At 39.3% G+C, this 16,237-nt stretch carries 13 protein-coding genes; 8 read left to right on the top strand and 5 right to left on the bottom strand.

The genetic code is table 11. From position 1 onward, the window contains the following. The first annotated feature begins 157 nt into the window (after positions 1-157). Entirely contained in the window at positions 158-928 is a 771-nt protein-coding gene (locus C2M30_RS12895) for a hypothetical protein (RefSeq protein WP_105171907.1), read from the top strand. A gap of 32 nt (positions 929-960) precedes the next feature. Here the strand turns inward: C2M30_RS12895 and C2M30_RS12890 are convergent, their stop codons facing one another. Further along, complete coding sequence (locus tag C2M30_RS12890) at positions 961-1,692, bottom strand: glutathione peroxidase (RefSeq protein WP_010559376.1); 732 nt, start codon at positions 1,690-1,692, stop codon at positions 961-963. Positions 1,693-1,932: 240 nt separating this feature from the next. On the opposite strand from C2M30_RS12890, the gene C2M30_RS12885 reads away from it, so the two are divergent. Next, a complete protein-coding gene (locus C2M30_RS12885) occupies positions 1,933-2,901 on the top strand; it encodes a DUF4382 domain-containing protein (protein WP_105171906.1) in 969 nt (322 codons plus the stop codon). On the opposite strand, the gene C2M30_RS12880 is transcribed toward C2M30_RS12885, so the two are convergent. After that, positions 2,902-3,594, bottom strand: a complete 693-nt coding sequence (locus tag C2M30_RS12880; RefSeq protein WP_105171905.1) for a glutathione S-transferase family protein — start codon at positions 3,592-3,594, stop codon at positions 2,902-2,904. Positions 3,595-4,059: 465 nt separating this feature from the next. On the opposite strand from C2M30_RS12880, the gene C2M30_RS12875 reads away from it, so the two are divergent. Then, on the top strand, positions 4,060-4,710 hold the full coding sequence (locus C2M30_RS12875) for a hypothetical protein (RefSeq protein WP_100915019.1): 651 nt from the start codon (positions 4,060-4,062) through the stop codon (positions 4,708-4,710). A gap of 104 nt (positions 4,711-4,814) precedes the next feature. Here C2M30_RS12875 and C2M30_RS12870 read toward each other — a convergent pair whose 3' ends face one another. Continuing rightward, the gene (locus C2M30_RS12870) at positions 4,815-5,744 is read right to left on the bottom strand and encodes a hypothetical protein (protein ID WP_105171904.1); all 930 of its coding nucleotides are present in this window, start codon (positions 5,742-5,744) and stop codon (positions 4,815-4,817) included. 312 nt (positions 5,745-6,056) lie between these two features. Between C2M30_RS12870 and C2M30_RS12865 the strand changes: the two genes are divergently transcribed. The 4 genes from C2M30_RS12865 to C2M30_RS12850 all read left to right on the top strand — a co-directional run bounded on the left by C2M30_RS12865 (position 6,057) and on the right by C2M30_RS12850 (position 12,025). Then, a complete protein-coding gene (locus C2M30_RS12865) occupies positions 6,057-8,027 on the top strand; it encodes a BCCT family transporter (protein WP_105171903.1) in 1,971 nt (656 codons plus the stop codon). A gap of 334 nt (positions 8,028-8,361) precedes the next feature. Next, positions 8,362-8,667 carry a DUF1294 domain-containing protein gene (locus tag C2M30_RS12860; RefSeq protein ID WP_234004729.1) on the top strand — a complete coding sequence of 102 codons (306 nt, stop codon included), beginning with the start codon at positions 8,362-8,364 and terminating at the stop codon, positions 8,665-8,667. Positions 8,668-8,804: 137 nt separating this feature from the next. Continuing rightward, a complete protein-coding gene (gene arfB, locus C2M30_RS12855; RefSeq protein ID WP_105171902.1) occupies positions 8,805-9,215 on the top strand; it encodes an alternative ribosome rescue aminoacyl-tRNA hydrolase ArfB in 411 nt (136 codons plus the stop codon). A gap of 140 nt (positions 9,216-9,355) precedes the next feature. Further along, complete coding sequence (locus tag C2M30_RS12850) at positions 9,356-12,025, top strand: TonB-dependent receptor plug domain-containing protein (protein ID WP_105171901.1); 2,670 nt, start codon at positions 9,356-9,358, stop codon at positions 12,023-12,025. 47 nt (positions 12,026-12,072) lie between these two features. Here C2M30_RS12850 and C2M30_RS12845 read toward each other — a convergent pair whose 3' ends face one another. Then, positions 12,073-13,305: an EAL and HDOD domain-containing protein gene (locus C2M30_RS12845; RefSeq protein ID WP_105171900.1), complete on the bottom strand. Its 1,233-nt coding sequence runs from the start codon at positions 13,303-13,305 to the stop codon at positions 12,073-12,075. Positions 13,306-13,413: 108 nt separating this feature from the next. Further along, on the bottom strand, positions 13,414-14,787 hold the full coding sequence (locus tag C2M30_RS12840; protein WP_105171899.1) for a DNA-binding protein: 1,374 nt from the start codon (positions 14,785-14,787) through the stop codon (positions 13,414-13,416). Between the two features lie 888 nt (positions 14,788-15,675). Here C2M30_RS12840 and soxR point away from each other — a divergent pair. After that, complete coding sequence (soxR, locus tag C2M30_RS12835) at positions 15,676-16,116, top strand: redox-sensitive transcriptional activator SoxR (RefSeq protein ID WP_105171898.1); 441 nt, start codon at positions 15,676-15,678, stop codon at positions 16,114-16,116. Positions 16,117-16,237 lie beyond the last annotated feature (121 nt).

The raw sequence follows: 16,237 nt of genomic DNA, 5'->3' as shown, positions 1-16,237 counted from the left end.
ATTAATACGCGCTATTGATGTTGTAAGCCGTGATGTAGTCATCGATTTACAAGGTGTTTTAATATGGCTGCTGATTACGTTTATTTACACAATGGTTTGAATTAGAAAAGAAAATCACCGTATCATTGGCACCTATTTTATTTAAAAGGACTTTCTTTTGAACAAGCTGATTGTCATAAGCACGGTGGTATCAAGTATTGTGCTTGCAGGGTGTGAATCGACGCCTGAAGTGAAACCGCGCATGGCGCGATTTGATAGCCCCGAAGTTAATAGCCAACCTTTCCATTTTAACATTACCGCAGGCTCCGATAGCTCAAACCAAATCGCCATAAATAAAAATAAAAAGAGCGAACGAGATAATACGTTACGTTTCTCAGCGGCGATGACACTAGGTAAAGGTTTTGAGGCACGTTTTGTTGATAACGGTGAAAATCAAGTTAGCTTAAAATACCAAATGTTAGGCGCACCGCTTGAGCAGAAGAAAACGGGCAACCTGTCGTTAGCTGGCAGCCTTGGTTATATTTGGGCTAAGCGCAGCGAAAGTCCTACAAAGCAATATAATGATTGGTCAATGGAACAAAAAAGTTATGATTTGTCCTTGATTGCAGGATATCGCTTGAATCGTCAAGCCTTATTGTACGGTAGTGTGTTTTATCAAAATGGTGATGTAGATGGTAAATATTATCTATTCGAACACTATGATGTGGAGCAAAATGTAACCATTAATGAGGGCTGTGGTTGGAATAAAACGTGTGTAGCGTCTTATTTCTCAGACAAAGGTAATGCGTATGGTTTGAGTTTGGCTTTAGAGTATGAATTGTTAACTTGGCTCGCAATCACCGGAGAAGTTGTGCATCACCGTGCCGAATGGTTCGAACGTACTAATAATGAGACGGGTGCTCATTTCAATGTAGAGTTTAGGTTTTAAAAAGGCTGCAGATGCAGCCTTTTTATATATGGTTAGTCCTGAAAGTAGCTTTCTAAATCGTCTGAGCCACCAATGTGCTTACCACCAATAAAGACTTGTGGCACGGTTTCTCGCCCTGACATGGCTTTTAAGCTTGTTAACGTTGCGTCTTTACCCAGAACAATCTCTTCATAATTAAAGCCATGCTTATCGAGTAATCGTTTTGCATTTTGGCAATATGGGCAGTTCGGTTTCGTAAATAATGCAACAGGCTTTGGTTTAACCGCATTAGGGTTAATGTAATCAAGCATGGTATCGGCGTCTGATACTTCAAACGGGTCGCCGTCTACCTCTGGTTCAATAAACATTTTTTCAATTACGCCATCTTTTACCAGCATTGAGTAGCGCCAACTACGCTTGCCAAAGCCAATCGCGCTTTTGTCAACAAGCATACCCATGCCGTGGGTAAATTCACCTGTACCATCTGGAATTAAGCGAATATTGTCAGCTTCTTGGTCATTCGCCCATGCTGACATAACAAAGCTATCGTTAACCGATACACATAAAATATCGTCTACGCCATTCGCTTTAAAGGTGTTGGCAAGTTCGTTAAAGCGTGGCAAGTGGGTTGATGAACAGGTTGGTGTAAATGCGCCTGGTAGTGAAAATACCACCACTGTTTTGCCTTTAAATAAGTCATCTGTTGTTACTGTTTGCCATTCGTTGTTAGCAAAAATTGGTAAAGTGACTTGTGGTACTGATTGTCCTGAAATATCTTTTAACATGGTACGCCCTTCTATATATCTGTATTTTTTAACTGGGTTTAGTATGCCAATTAACTAATCTAAGCTCTAATAGATTAAATGGGTGAAATTAATCTATTTAATCGATTGTGCAAGGTTAGTTAAATTTACCTCATGCTATTTGATTGTTTTTAATGAAAACTGTGAATCTCATACAATGTACGTATCTATAAGCCTTATGCAATCAACTATAATGGTGTAGTGCGAACAAAGGGGTCCATTATGAAAATTTATTTAGTATTACTTTTATCTATGTTAATTACCGCGTGCGGTGGCAGCTCATCTAACGATGATGATGTAACGGTACCGCCAGTAACAGGCGAACAACAAGCAAAGTTTTCGCTTGGCGTAAGTGATGCACCGGTAGACGATGCAATTGCAGTGGTAATTGAAATAGACACAATTAAAATTTTAGCGCTTGATGACGCAGGCGAAGTGTCAGAAGAAACGTTAGTTGAAGAGTTTGTTTTAGAAGATGGAACAAGCGTTCAGTCAATCGCTATTAATCTGCTTGAATACCAAGGTGCAGATCAAAAGAAGATCATCGATGAACTTGCTGGAATTACCTTAGATCAAGGTAACTACAAATTAGAATTAGTAATTGTAGATGCTGGCTCTTACGTAGAGCTTGATAATGATGCGAATTTATACGCAATTAAAGTGCCTAGCTCGCGTTTGCGTTTAGGTGAATTTGCAGTTGATGCAGCACTTGAACAGCAAGGTGACACACCTGCGTATACCATAGAGTTTGATTTAAGAAGTTCGCTTGTGCAGCGTGGTAACGAACCATCGAAAAACGGTTTTATTTTAAAACCACACGGTATTAAGGTGGTAAGTAATGCAGGCGGAATAAGTGGTACTATTTCAGCTGAAAATTTAAACTTAGGGCCGTGTACTGTGTATCTATATTCAGGTGATGCCACTGAGTTAGGTGATTTGTTTGATGCTGAAGATGAAAGCTTTACTGGTGAAGCACCAACGGCATCTGCGCCACTTGCTAGCGTGAATGCCAGTGTTGCCGGTGAATTTGAATTTGGTTTTGTTGAAGCTGGTGATTATGTTGTAGCGCTTCGCTGTAACGACTTAGTTGATGACAACATTCAATTTGATGGCTTAACCATTCCATCACCAGAGGGACAAAGTACATCTGTTACTGTGACCTCTGGTAATGTAAGCGACGTTAATTTTTAACTAAACACCACAAGATTCATAACAGCGATTGATGTAAGCCACTAAATTAGGCTTTTGTTCAATCGCTGCTTTTATTGGTGTTTCAAGTTTTCCATTTAATAGGTTGGTTAATGTTGCATAGGCAGCGCAGTCATATTGAGTCATATAATCAGATACAAAATACGGTTTTTCTCCCAATAAGTTAGCCAAATGCGTTACTGCTTCAATTGCAAAATCATATATTTGCGTTGTTGAATGTCGCCCAAGCCCTTGCACATAAATGCTTTTAATTAGGTTCTTTCTTACTAAATTTGGTACAAAGAGTTTGAGAACTCCAGGCATTTCTGAAAATAACTCGGTTTTAGTTGTAGGCCAAAAAGCGTCATCAACCCAGCGGCTATAAACTAAGCACCAATACAGTTTCTCTTCAATTAACTCTTTAATCAAATAACCAAGTGCATGCTGCTCGTTGCTTAGTGAAGCATCAAGTTGCGCTGTTTGATCTAATTGCGCGAGAATAATATTTGAGTCGGCGACTAATTCGTTGTTGATCAATGCCACGGGGAACTTCTTTTTTGGCATTTTTTCTGAATCAATACGGTATTTGACTTGGTATTCTATTTTGGCCAATTTGCAGTAGGCTTCAAGCTTAAGCGCAAATGGGCTTGCGTTGGTAAGGCCAAAAGCGGGTGGAAATTCATAGAGTGTTATCATAATTACTGTCCTTGTTGTTTTGAGGGTCTGTAGATCTTTGCTGTTCTATTTTTGTTCTTTCTGAGCGTGCTTTTATCGCGGCGCTCGATGTGTGGCCTAGCAATCTAAGCGAATATCGAGCAAAGCTTCCGCGTCCTGCTCTCGCCCCTTACCTACATCCATGTAGGCAACAATGAGAAAAGTGCGCTCAAAAGAACCGTTCGGCAGCGCTTGATTGGCTTTTCTACTGTGTTATCGGCTGACTCACATAGAATAACTATGCCACGCAGCCTCTGCCTTGTATAAAACCCAATCAAACTGCTGCAAAAACGAACTTGAAAGATCAACAGACCCTAATAATAACGATTTGTTTGTCAGGGAGTGTCAGTAGTGATGTTTATGTGTATTTAATGACCAAACTAACTGATAACGCTTCAAAAATCTCTAAAACCATGATTGAATTAAGCAAAAAAGCAAACACTACTTATGTCTGACATTATTTTACTGATTGAAAATAACGCACAAATTGCTTTAAGCCTGATTATTGTGCTGATTTTTATTATTCTTTTTAAACAGCATCAACAAAAGGAGAATGCGGTTACGGATAATATAGCAGGGCATGCACATCTAAAATTATTCGAAATAACGGCTAACCAACTTCTGGTATTTCAAACGTTATTGGGCGAAATGATTTTTCGTCATAAATCTGAAATCGCTGAAAAGTTAGATGCAGCATCAAAAGCCTTTTTAGAAGATACAAACGCAGCGGTAGAGCTAAATAATCCAAATAAAGAGCTTCAGTTAAAAAAAGACTTTCAAGCGCTTATCAGCAATACTCGGCAGACGGTGCAAGATGATCAATTAAAAATAAGCTTGGCGGTAAAACAAATCGAAATGCTGGCGTCAAATGATCTCGCTTTGTGTGTGCTTAATATTCAAAGTAAAGTGGCTGCAATGTTGTTGCATACGGATGCGTACCTAAATCATTTATCGAACATCGCTGAAAGCCCGTTTGACTCGCGTTTGCAAACAAAGTTAGCGCTAAGTAATGACGACCAAACTGTACTTTTAGCATTAATTGACGAATTAAATGCGCAGTTTAAGCAAGAGAAAAAACGTTTGTTAGCGAGTAAGTAAGGGATATGGGGCTGCCATGTGCTTTGTAAATGACGTAATAAATATATCTCGACAAAACACATGGGCTCGCACCTGGTAGTATATTCAAAGTTAAAAGTGAAGACTTAAACCACAAGGTCAATTTGTTGTAATAAACCAACTTGACCGTTGTTATTCAAATAAAATCCCGACTGACGGACTGTGCCTTTGAGTTCACCGTCGTTACGGATATTAAGCGGCGTTTGGGCGTGTTGTAGCCCTATGGCACCAATATTTGCGTCACTTAGTGGTATAAGTCGATCTTCATTTTCATTTTTAACCCATACGTGTAGCGACTGAAAAATACTGTCGTTTTCATCAATAAAGCCGTTTGTGTCTTCATCGTATTGGCTAAGGTCGTTAAAGCCATTACCACTCAGTGCACCAAAAAGCTCGTTACCGTTATCAATTTTGCCATTGTTGTTTCGATCAAGTGCCAAATAGCCAAACCCTTTGTCAAGATGTGAAATTTTATCTTGTTCACCATCAGCGTCGATATCAAAGCCGTGTTCACTAGCGCTTAAAGAAACCGGCTTATTGGTAAAACTGATCACGAGAGGGTCTTTCATATTTATGGTTTCAATTGATCGTTGATACTCGGTATGAGTTTGCTCAAACGCCAACTTGAACTCAAACCTGATCTCCCGACCACTTTCAAGCTTGAGTTCTCCTGCAAGTTTTAGGTCGTTACTTTGATGTTCATGGTTAAGTCTTTCAACGATAACTTCGATAGGGCCGTCTGGTTGACTCGTTTCAGCTTTTACTGGTTGGCTTGTGTCGGGCTGCTCCATTTCGTTTTTGTCAAACCAATCAATTTCTTTACCGGTAAGCTCTTGAATAAGTAATTTTAGAATATGAATTTTTGCATCGTCTTCAAGTGAAATATCCTCCAAAGAATGCTCTACTTTTTGTACACTTGGTTCGCTCGGTGGAGTGATGGGAGTTTCTCGCCGCTCTGATACAAATTCACCGACATAGGTGTTTTCAAGTTTTACATTTGCGCTTTCAATTTTCATGTGTCATCCAATTACAATTATCCGTAACTTATCATCGGCATAAAAAATTTAAAGTTGAGTGTTTTTTGTACTGACTTGCACTTTGTTACTCAAGTAATTTGCTAAATGTTTATAGAGTTGAACATAAATGCATTTACTATCGTTAAGATGTCGAATTATTTCTATTGATAGGTTAATTTTGGAAATCACGCTTTTTTTAGCGCGCCATAGTTATATTTTGAACTTAGAAATCGGATGCTTAGTATAAAAAGTTAAGAATACGCCTTGATATTGCATTATAATGATTAGAGTACTAAGCAAATTACCTGACTTATGCAAACTAAAACAAATGTTCTAAATAAAGCGGTTTTTTTACCTGCGTCTTTTGTTATATCTGTTCTTTTGATTGTGGCGATTATGGCGCCAGAATTTTCCAACGAACTATATAACTCATTGCAAACTACCATAGTTACGAACGGTGGTTGGTTTTATATCTTGGCGGTTGCCATTATCCTTGGTTTTGTCTTGTATTTGAGTTTATCGCGCTTTGGCTCGGTGAAACTCGGGCCGGACCATTCTACGCCAGACTATAAGTTATCGACTTGGATAGCCATGTTGTTTGCTGCCGGCATGGGGATCGGTTTGATGTTTTTCGGTGTCGCTGAGCCGATTATGCATTATGTGTCGCCACCAACCGCTGAAGTCAACTCTCTTGATGCAATCAGAGAAGCGATGAAAATAACCTTTTTCCATTGGGGTTTTCATGCATGGGGAATATATGCCATCGTGGCCTTGGTGCTCGCGTATTTTAGTTATCGTCATCGCTTACCTTTAACGCTTCGCTCTGCTTTGCACCCGATTATTGGTGACAAGATCTATGGTTGGCAAGGGCATGTCGTTGATGTGTTTGCGGTTGTGAGTACGGTATTTGGCGTGGCCACGTCACTTGGGCTTGGCGCAAGCCAGGTAAACTCTGGACTGAACTATTTATTCGATATTGATGTAAGTGTACTTAACCAGGTACTTATTATGCTTGCAATCACTGCACTTGCATCTATTTCAGTAGCAACAGGGCTTGATAAGGGCATTAAAATTTTGTCTGAAACTAATATGTTGCTAGCCATTGCCTTGTTGATTTTTATTTTTGTACTTGGGCCTTCGGTATTTCTACTTCAGGCATATGTACAAAACGTGGGCCAGTACCTGTCTGAAATTGTGTCAAATACATTTAATTTATTTGCCTATGAAAAGAAAAGTTGGATTGGTGGCTGGACCATTTTTTATTGGGGGTGGTGGCTTGCATGGGCGCCATTTGTAGGATTGTTTATAGCCCGTATTTCAAAAGGGCGTACCATTCGTGAATTTATATTAGGTGTGATGGTTGTGCCTACGGCCTTTACTTTATTATGGATGACTATTTTCGGTAATAGTGCAATTTATCTTGTGGTAGAGCAAGGTTATGTGTCGTTAATGGAGATGGTAAGTAGTGACTCGGCCGTTGCTCTGTTTGTATTTTTAGAAGCCTTTCCATGGAGTGCTTTCTTAACCGGGCTTTCGATATTAATGATTGTTATTTTCTTTGTAACCTCATGCGATTCAGGCGCAATGGTAATTAATATGCTGTGTTCAAATGGTGAGGATGATACACCGCTTTGGCAGCGCTTGTATTGGGCTATCGGCGTTGGCGTAGTTGCAGCGGTGTTAAGCTTAGTGGGGGGCTTGAACGCATTACAAACCATGACAATTGCCAGCGCGTTACCTTTTGCTATCGTGTTGCTATTTGCGTGTTTTGGTTTAGTTAAAGCGCTGCAAATTGAAGCTGCAAAGATGGACAGTTTACAAATGAACATAACGCCGACAAATCACTATGTTGATGGTGAAGACTGGCAAGAAAAACTCAATAATATTGTGTCAACGCCTGACAAAAAGAACACGGCTGATTTTATTAATAAAGTTGTAAAGCGGGCGTTTAAAGCGTTGAAAAATCAATTCGAACTTAATGATATTCAGACTGAGATTATTGTTAAAGATTCAGGGCTTATTTTAAAAGTGTATCACGGCGACGAACATGACTTTGTTTACGGTGTTCATAAGAAAAAACATGTACAACCGAGCTTTAACAGCGACGAAGACGAGGAGTGCTACTATCGCGCTGAGGTGCATTTAGTAGAAGGTGGTCAAGACTACGACATTATGGGATGGTCGGAGAATGCGGTTATTAACGATGTAATTGATCAATACCAAAAGCATATGCACTTTTTACATTTGTTGCGCGATGAGACGGTTACCGTAAGCAATAACTAATTGAAATGGGGCGAACTGTGTGTCGCCCTTTTTATGGTTCTGGCTAAACGTTGCTTGATATTTTGCTATTTCGTATCGTGTGAATGAGAGCGCAGATTATATTTTAAACTAACAAGACGACTTTTGATGCTGACCACAACAGCGAAAAAATTAGTGCGGTTGGTAAGTTATTACTCGCTACTAAATTAGCTATTTAATAGGGCTAATATAGGTTTGAATTTTACAAACCTTACGTCTGTAATCTGATAGACTGCGTGGTGCTGATTTAGATAACCAATTTCTCATCTTAATGATCTTATTTGTAATATTATTTTGCCTAGTAATAGCCAGTTTAGTGTGGTTAACGTTATTGCCGTTTTGGCTTGTCCCTACATACACCGTGATGAGTGTTTTCACCTTTATTGTTTATGGTATTGATAAATACAAAGCAAAAAAAGATAAAGTACGCGTGCCTGAATCGACGCTTCATATTTATGATGTGTTAGGAGGCTGGTTAGGTGCTGTATTTGCGCAAGCGTTTTTTAGACATAAAACACTAAAACAACCGTTTCGAAAATGGTTTTTGCTGACAATTAGTGTAAATATTTTGTGTGTTGCAATGCTGGCATTATTGCCTGTTTTAACAAATTTAGATCGCTAACACGTTATTGTATTACCACTATTTTAACAGTTGAATGCGTGCGCGTTGTTTCATCCGGTTTTATGATTATAACCGCCTCAATAGAGTTAAATGCGAAACACGTTAATTTTATCAATCTAGGTAACAGAGGGTTTTACATGTTACAAATTTCAAATTCAGTCAGTATTGCCGATTGGGAGCTTGAGTTAACAGCGATTCGCTCACAAGGCAGTGGTGGACAAAACGTGAATAAGGTGGCAACTGCAATTCACCTGCGATTTGATATTAAACGTAGTAGCTTGCCACAAATTTATAAGGAAAAGCTACTTGTTCTTAATGACAGCCGCATTACTAACGATGGTGTTATTGTAATTAAATCGCAATCATTTAGGACCCAAGAGCAAAACAAACAATATGCCCTAGATAGGCTTAAAGCGCTTATTCAATCGGCGATGATTGTGCAAAAAAAACGCCGCGCAACAAAACCGACAAAAAGCTCCCAACGAAAGCGATTAGACAGCAAGAAAAAACACAGTCATACGAAAGCGCTGAGAGGAAAAATTATATAATTCACAGTTTTAGTATAAAAATTGCGCTAACGATACATTTTATTCAATTTTATACTTGAAAAATCCCCAATTTAGTCTATTTATGTAAATAGTATGTTAAATAAGTTTACATAATAATTAACTAAGTTGCTAGGGAAATTATGAAAATTAAAGCGCTACGTAAGGCAATACTGCTTGCCTGCTCATCAACACTCGTATCAACCATGTCTTATTCTGCATTAGCAGAAGAAAATAACACCGAAGAGGTTAAAAAAGACGTCGAAAAAATCGCCGTAGTAGGTACACGCTCTGCGCCACGTTCAATCGCCGATTCACCTGTGCCGATTGATATTATCGGTGGTGATGATTTAGAAAAGCATGGTTCATCTGACATGCTTGAGCTACTTGTAAGCCAAGTTCCTTCATTTAATGTGCGTCAACAGCCTATCAGTGATGCCGCAACGTTAATTCGTCCTGTTAACCTTCGTGGTTTATCGTCTGACAGCACCTTAGTGCTTGTGAACGGTAAACGACGTCACCGTGCATCGGTTATTGCGTTTCAAGGTGGTGGTGTAAATGATGGTGCGCAAGGTCCAGATATCTCGGTAATTCCAAGCATCGCTTTAAAACAAGTTGAAGTGCTTCGTGACGGTGCTGCAGCGCAATATGGTTCAGATGCCATCGCGGGCGTAATGAATTTTGTGTTAAAAGATTCAGCCGAAGGTGGAAGTATCACGGTTAAATACGGTGAGTATTTTGAAGGTGACGGAGACACCACGACAATTGAAGGTAATATTGGCATGCCATTTACTGATGATGGCTTTGCTAACTTGTCTTTCGCATTAAAAAATGCCGATGCGACGAGCCGTTCAGTTCAGCGCCCAGATGCGGCGGCGCTTGCAGCTTCAGGTAATGCGTATATTAACGACCCAGCACAAATTTGGGGTAACCCTGAAATTGAAGACGATCTATCGATTTTTGGTAACGTTGGCCTTGATTTAGGCAATGATAAAGAATTCTATATGTTTGGTAACTACTCTGAACGTGATGCAACAGGTGGTTTTTATTATAGAAACCCACAAAATAGAGAGGCTGTTTACACAAATGCACTGCGTTATGCTGACACAAATAATGATGGAATAATCGACGATGATGACGCACCATCACATTATCAATGGTTAGTTGCGGATATTACAGGGAACGGAATGGGGGGATGTCCATCTAATGGCAACCAACCAGGAGACCCTCTCGTATTTGAAGCTGGGAGCATGCTCGCAGATTTACCTGCGTATTCAGAAGTTATGGGGAATGCAAACTGTTTTGCTGCAAATAAATATTACCCTGGAGGTTACACACCACAATTTGCCGGTAATATTGTTGATACATCGCTTACCATGGGTGTTGAAGGTGAAATTAGTGGCGGCTGGTTAGATGAAGTTTATTTTGATTTAAGCGGCTCAGTAGGTCGAAATGCAGCTGACTTCTACCTCTACAATTCAATTAACCCATCATTAGGCTTTGACTCTCCGGTCGATTTTGATACGGGTAAGTATATTCAACTTGAAAAGACATTTAACTTTGATTTAGTTAAATCACTCGAGGTTGGTTTAGACGATCCGCTTAACCTTGCTGGTGGTTTTGAGTTTAGAGAAGAATCGTTTGAAATTGTGTCAGGTGAAGAGGCGTCTTGGAAAGCTGGGCCACTGGCTGATAACGGTTTCAACATTGGCTCTCATGGTTTTAAAGGTTTTGGTCCAGAGTCGCAAGGAACCAATACTCGTCGTAACTGGGCGGCATATGTTGATGCTGAAGCGTATTTAACTGAGGACTTGTTACTTGGCGCAGCACTTCGCTACGAAGATTATAATACCTTCGGTGATACAGCGAACTACAAGTTAACACTGCAATATGCGATTTCAGATGATTGGCAGATCCGCGGTTCAACAAGTACAGGTTTTAGAGCCCCGACCGTTGGTCAAGCAAATGTTGTAAATACGGCAACATCACTTGTCGGCGGTGAATTAATTCAAAGCTTCTTAGCGCCGCCAACAGATCCACTTTCTGCGTTTTATGGTGGTAAAGAGCTGACACCAGAAGAATCAACAAGTTATGCATTAGGTACTGTATACGAATATGATGATTTCTTCTTAACAGTAGATTACTACAACATTGAAGTAACAGATCGTATCGCGCAGTCTAGTCAAATCACCGTACGTGAAGAAGATTATGCTGAACTTAGATCGCTCGGTGTACAAAACCCAGAGTTAATCTCGGCCGTTACCTACTTTGCAAATGACTTTGATACTACAACACAAGGTGTTGATATTGTAGCTAACTACTCAGCCGATTTACTTAACGGCGCAACAAAATTTGCGTTAGCGTATAACTGGAATGAAACAACGGTTGATTCGTTTAACCCGGATACAACAACTACAGGTAAAGTAAAACGTTTAGAAGAAGGTATGCCTCAACACCGTGCTACGTTCACAATTACCCAAAACTGGGATGATATTAGCATGTTTGTGCGTGCTAACTACTTCGGCGAATACTTCGCAGTGCATGCCGATGATGATTGTTTAGGGTTAGATGAGGAAGGCAACAAAAAGTGTTGGAATGAAATTGCAGATTCATCATTTACCTTTGATGCGGAAGTGAGCTATTTCATTAATGAGAGCTTTAAAGCAGCTGTTGGCGCGAACAACATTTTCGACCAAGAAGCACAAAAACTACCAACTGCTTCGTATGGTGTACTAGGTGCTAAATATTACGAAAGTGGTCCGTACGACTACAACGGTGGTTTCTACTACGTGAAATTAAGCTATATGTTTTAATATATAAGTTATATAACGTCAAAGCCCAGCCAAGTTGCTGGGCTTTTTTATAGCGGGTCTTCTTGCTGAGTACAGTTATATAAAATATCACTCCACTTTATGGCTTCATAATAAAACGCTGGTAAATCCGCTTGATCGAGCTTTAGTTTGTTACATTGTGATTCTATTTTTTGCCAATTACCAGATTCATAACTAAGCACGAGTTCAAGAATATTTCGATTGAGGTTCTCTTGGCCAATTAATGCATCACTAATGTCTTTTCCGAGTGGGAGCTGCTTGATAATTACGTCCATAGAGCGATCGAAAATGGCATCTAATAATGAGAAAAGACCAACCAAGAATGATTTACTTTTTAAACTTGGCGCGATTTTTTGCGCAATTACATCGCAAAATTTGGCTCGAATGGTCGACATGCGAATTAGCTCGTGGGGCTTGTCTTTAGCAAAGTGTGCAGTAACAACTAGGTTTAAAAATCGCTTCGCGTTTTGGTCACCAAGGTAAATCAAGCCTTGTTTAATTGAGTTAATTTCTTCGCGAGTAGGAAACAGACCCGAATTGATAAAGCGTAGTAATTTGTAGCAAAGAGCAGCGTCTTGCTCAACCAGATTAGCGATTTTGTCGTAATTAAGCTCTTCTTTTACCAGTTCGGTATAGAGCAACACCACTGTTTGTGAGTGGCTTACCATATCTTGCTGTTCAATTAATTGCGGACGACATAAAAAGTACCCTTGAAAGTAATCGAAGCCGAGTTGTTTGGCGAGTTCGAAATCTTCATGAGTTTCGATTTTTGTCGCCATGAGTTTGAGGTTTTTTTGTTGCTTTAACTTATTAATATCAGCAATTACTGTGTTTAACGGCGTTCTACTAATATCAAATTTCACCAAACGGCATAAGTTGCAATAAGGTTGCCAGTCAAAATCGGGAGTGTAGGGATCAAGCGCCAGTACATAGTTTTTGTGAAATAAGCTACGGCATGCTTCATAGACTTCTTGATTAGGCACGAAGTCTGTCATTAACTCAACAATAAAATCGTTGCTTGGTAACAGCTCAGGCTGCTTTTGCAATATACCAAGATGTGGAAACTTAATGAGCGCTTTTTTCCCCGACGTTAACCGCCGTAACCCGATAATAAACTGACTATCGGCGATAAGTTTTGAGGTGGCAATAACCGGGTCTACGGTAGGAAATGAATTAGCGCGGCTATTACGAAATAGCAGCTCATAGGCGACTAATCTTTTTTTGTGATTTAATACTGCTTGACGTGCTGTGTAAATTTTCAATTTGTTTTTAAAATTAGCGATTTACCTTTCAATTTAGCTTTTTTTAGCGTTTTTGCAATAATAAAAAAGGGTCAAATGACCCTTTTTTAAATTCACTAACTAATGTTGTTAGGCTTGATCTTGTAATGGCACAACGTTGTTTTGAGCGCGTATTTGTTCAAGCTCTAACTTAGCATCATCTACTTCACGTTCTAGGTCGCGAACACGAGCCATCGCTTTTTCAGCGCTGCGCGTTAATCGTTCTACAGTCGTTGCAGAGTTTTGCTTAATAAATTCAAGTTGCTCTTGTAGCTTCTCGTTTTCATTCTCATAACGCCATGCGTTTTGCTGTTCGCTAACAAGTTTTTCTTCAAGTAGTCTGATCTTAGAAAGGTTTTGATCAGAGTTTTGCGTTAAGCGCTGAATAGTAGCGGTTGAATTGTTCTTAACGAAGTCCATTTGCTTGAGTAAGTTTTCTTTTTCACTTTCAAAGCTTGTCGCAATTTTCTGAGCCTCGGCCAGCTGTGTTTGCATTTCTTCAATTTGCTCTTTCGCACCTTTAACCGCTGTTTGCTGGTCTTGGTTGTGCTGTGATAGCTCAAGATTTTGTTTCTTCATCATTTCGATGCTTTGCTCAGCTTGTTTAAGCTGTGCTTGCATTGCTTCTTTTGCTTGGCGAAGATCTTCAACTTCCGAGTTATGCTGCTCTGCTTTCGCTGCGTGTGTATTTGCAGTTTGCTCTAACTGTGAAAGCTGAGAAAGCGTAGAGTTTTTCTCTTGTAATAATGCTTGGATTTTCGAGTCTTTTTCTTCAAGTGCCGCTTCAAGAGTTTGTACTTGGCTAGCAACATTCTCAGTAAGCTCGCTTACTTTTGCTTCACCAGACTGTTTCAGCTCAGCAATGGTGCGTTCGCTCGACTCTTTTAATTCTGCAACGGTTGCAGCATTATTAGCTTTTAATTGCTCAATGGTGTTTTCATTGGCAATTCGCATATCTTCAATTGTTTGATTTTTAGACTCAGTAAGATCTTGAAGTTGCTTTTCGTGATGCTCTTTTAGTGATGCAATTTCAACATCAGCATTGTCTTCAACTTCAGCGATTGTTTGCTTAAACTGGCTTGTTTCTTCTTCTAAACGCGCCTCAAGCATTTGCACTTTTTCGGTTAACTCACCGGTAATTTGTTCAGTTTTTTGTAGGCTAAGGATAGCGAACTTTTCGGCTTCGATAGCACGTTCGAGTTGAACTTCGAAATCACGATTAATAGCATTTGAGAAACGTTTAATCTCGCGGTGAAATGCAGCCATATACTCGTCACTTAGTGACCCTGTATCAGCTGTGGCTTGGCGTGTGTCTTGCGACTCACTGCGCCAACGTTGGTAGTGTGCAAGAATACTCGCAGTGCTGCCTTCACATTCTTGTAAAATGGCCTCAACCGACACTGGCTTTCCATCAGAAACCAGTTGGTCGCACAATTCTTTTACTTTTGCGTAATTTGTTGTCATTTCTCTATCCTTGTAGAGCATACATAGTTTTGGGGACTAATTTTTTGCCGTTAATGATAAAGTATTAATTTCAATTCAAGTCGCTTAGACTTTCACTTCATCTAAATGAAAATAACGGCATGGTGTAACAATAGCAATTTTGTCCAGAAAAGATCAACTCTAGTTAGCCTATTTAATTGCCAATTTAGAACTAGTTAGTGGTTTTATATAAGTATTAATTATTTTAAATCCAGTTTTATAACTTTTGGTTAATAATTAGGTACTATAATAAAAATTGTTTTCTTTTAACTAATTTAGTCGATTACGCGAAGTTTTAGCATTAAATTTAAGTAGATATATGCGTTAAATTGACTTTACTACGACAGTTGTTTGCAGCGCTATTAAAAGCGAGTGGTAGTTATTACGAGAAATTGTTTTGTTAGTCTTAACTTACTGTTTACATGAGGAATAAAGTTAACAAACGTAAACAAGCCGCTGAATTTCTGCAAGCTTAAAGCTCAGCCAAGTTAAATTACCACAAGTTTTTAAGCGATTAACATATTGATTCGTGATTTAGCATGAGGCGTAGGCGAAGATTTGCATTAAGCAAGTTAATTAGGGCGGAATTTTGAAAGTAACTTAAACATACAAGTGTAATAGCTTAATTGGTGCTTTTTTGGTGTAGTGTAAACCTAAAACCGTTATCCTTTGCATGTTCTTTTTTATGTTTTCTAATATCTTAAATATGCTCGATTTAATAATGTGAGATGCGATTTATTTACGCATTAACTGAGACATAGCTTGTTACGTATTTTGTCGTATTTTTTTGGCGTCGTACTTGAGTTCTTTATCACTTATTATAAAAATGTACGGGTATTTTATAGAATTAAACAGTGAACAATTTTAGTTATGGGTGATGCGAATCTTTCGGTTGGAAATATTGCAAAACGTGCTGGGGTAAAAATCTCGACGCTCCACTTTTACGAAGAAAAAGGGTTAATTCGTAGTTGGCGTAATAGTGGCAACCAAAGGCGATATAAACCGGATGTATTAAGACGGATCGCGTTAATTAAAGCAGGCCAGAAAATTGGTGTTAGTTTAAGTGATATTAAAGCAATTTTGTCGCAATTACCTAATGAACGGACACCTACGGTTAGTGACTGGGAACACATCGCTACTGCGTGGCGTGATAAGTTAACCCAACAGATTTTATATATTGAAAAGCTAAAAGACTCTCTCACATCGTGTATTGGCTGCGGTTGTTTGTCGTTGGAAAGATGCCACTTATATAACCAAGATGATTGCTTAAAGGAAGAGGGCGAGGGAGCCGTTATTTTAGAGCGAAAATAGTGCTGTAGAATTAGGTTGGGTTGGCTTTAACTTGCCGTTTTTCTAACGAGTCATTTTGATAATTCGGTATTTTGCATGCGATAGATTGGTGCGAAATAATCGATAAGCACATCAAACAACG

This window comes from Pseudoalteromonas sp. T1lg24 (assembly GCF_002964745.1).
GTDB lineage: Bacteria > Pseudomonadota > Gammaproteobacteria > Enterobacterales > Alteromonadaceae > Pseudoalteromonas > Pseudoalteromonas spongiae.
Note: the sequence above shows the minus strand (reverse complement) of the source record. Positions and strands in the feature narration are given on the sequence as shown.

What these genes read in the sequence shown, in the direction of transcription:
- C2M30_RS12885 (WP_105171906.1), top strand. Translation starts at nt 1,933, where the DNA reads ATGAAAATTTATTTAGTATTACTTTTATCTATGTTAATTACCGCGTGC.
- C2M30_RS12880 (WP_105171905.1), bottom strand. Translation starts at nt 3,594, where the DNA reads ATGATAACACTCTATGAATTTCCACCCGCTTTTGGCCTTACCAACGCA.
- arfB (WP_105171902.1), top strand. Translation starts at nt 8,805, where the DNA reads ATGTTACAAATTTCAAATTCAGTCAGTATTGCCGATTGGGAGCTTGAG.
- C2M30_RS12840 (WP_105171899.1), bottom strand. Translation starts at nt 14,787, where the DNA reads ATGACAACAAATTACGCAAAAGTAAAAGAATTGTGCGACCAACTGGTT.
- C2M30_RS12865 (WP_105171903.1), top strand. Translation starts at nt 6,057, where the DNA reads ATGCAAACTAAAACAAATGTTCTAAATAAAGCGGTTTTTTTACCTGCG.
- soxR (WP_105171898.1), top strand. Translation starts at nt 15,676, where the DNA reads ATGGGTGATGCGAATCTTTCGGTTGGAAATATTGCAAAACGTGCTGGG.
- C2M30_RS12870 (WP_105171904.1), bottom strand. Translation starts at nt 5,744, where the DNA reads ATGAAAATTGAAAGCGCAAATGTAAAACTTGAAAACACCTATGTCGGT.
- C2M30_RS12890 (WP_010559376.1), bottom strand. Translation starts at nt 1,692, where the DNA reads ATGTTAAAAGATATTTCAGGACAATCAGTACCACAAGTCACTTTACCA.
- C2M30_RS12850 (WP_105171901.1), top strand. Translation starts at nt 9,356, where the DNA reads ATGAAAATTAAAGCGCTACGTAAGGCAATACTGCTTGCCTGCTCATCA.
- C2M30_RS12875 (WP_100915019.1), top strand. Translation starts at nt 4,060, where the DNA reads ATGTCTGACATTATTTTACTGATTGAAAATAACGCACAAATTGCTTTA.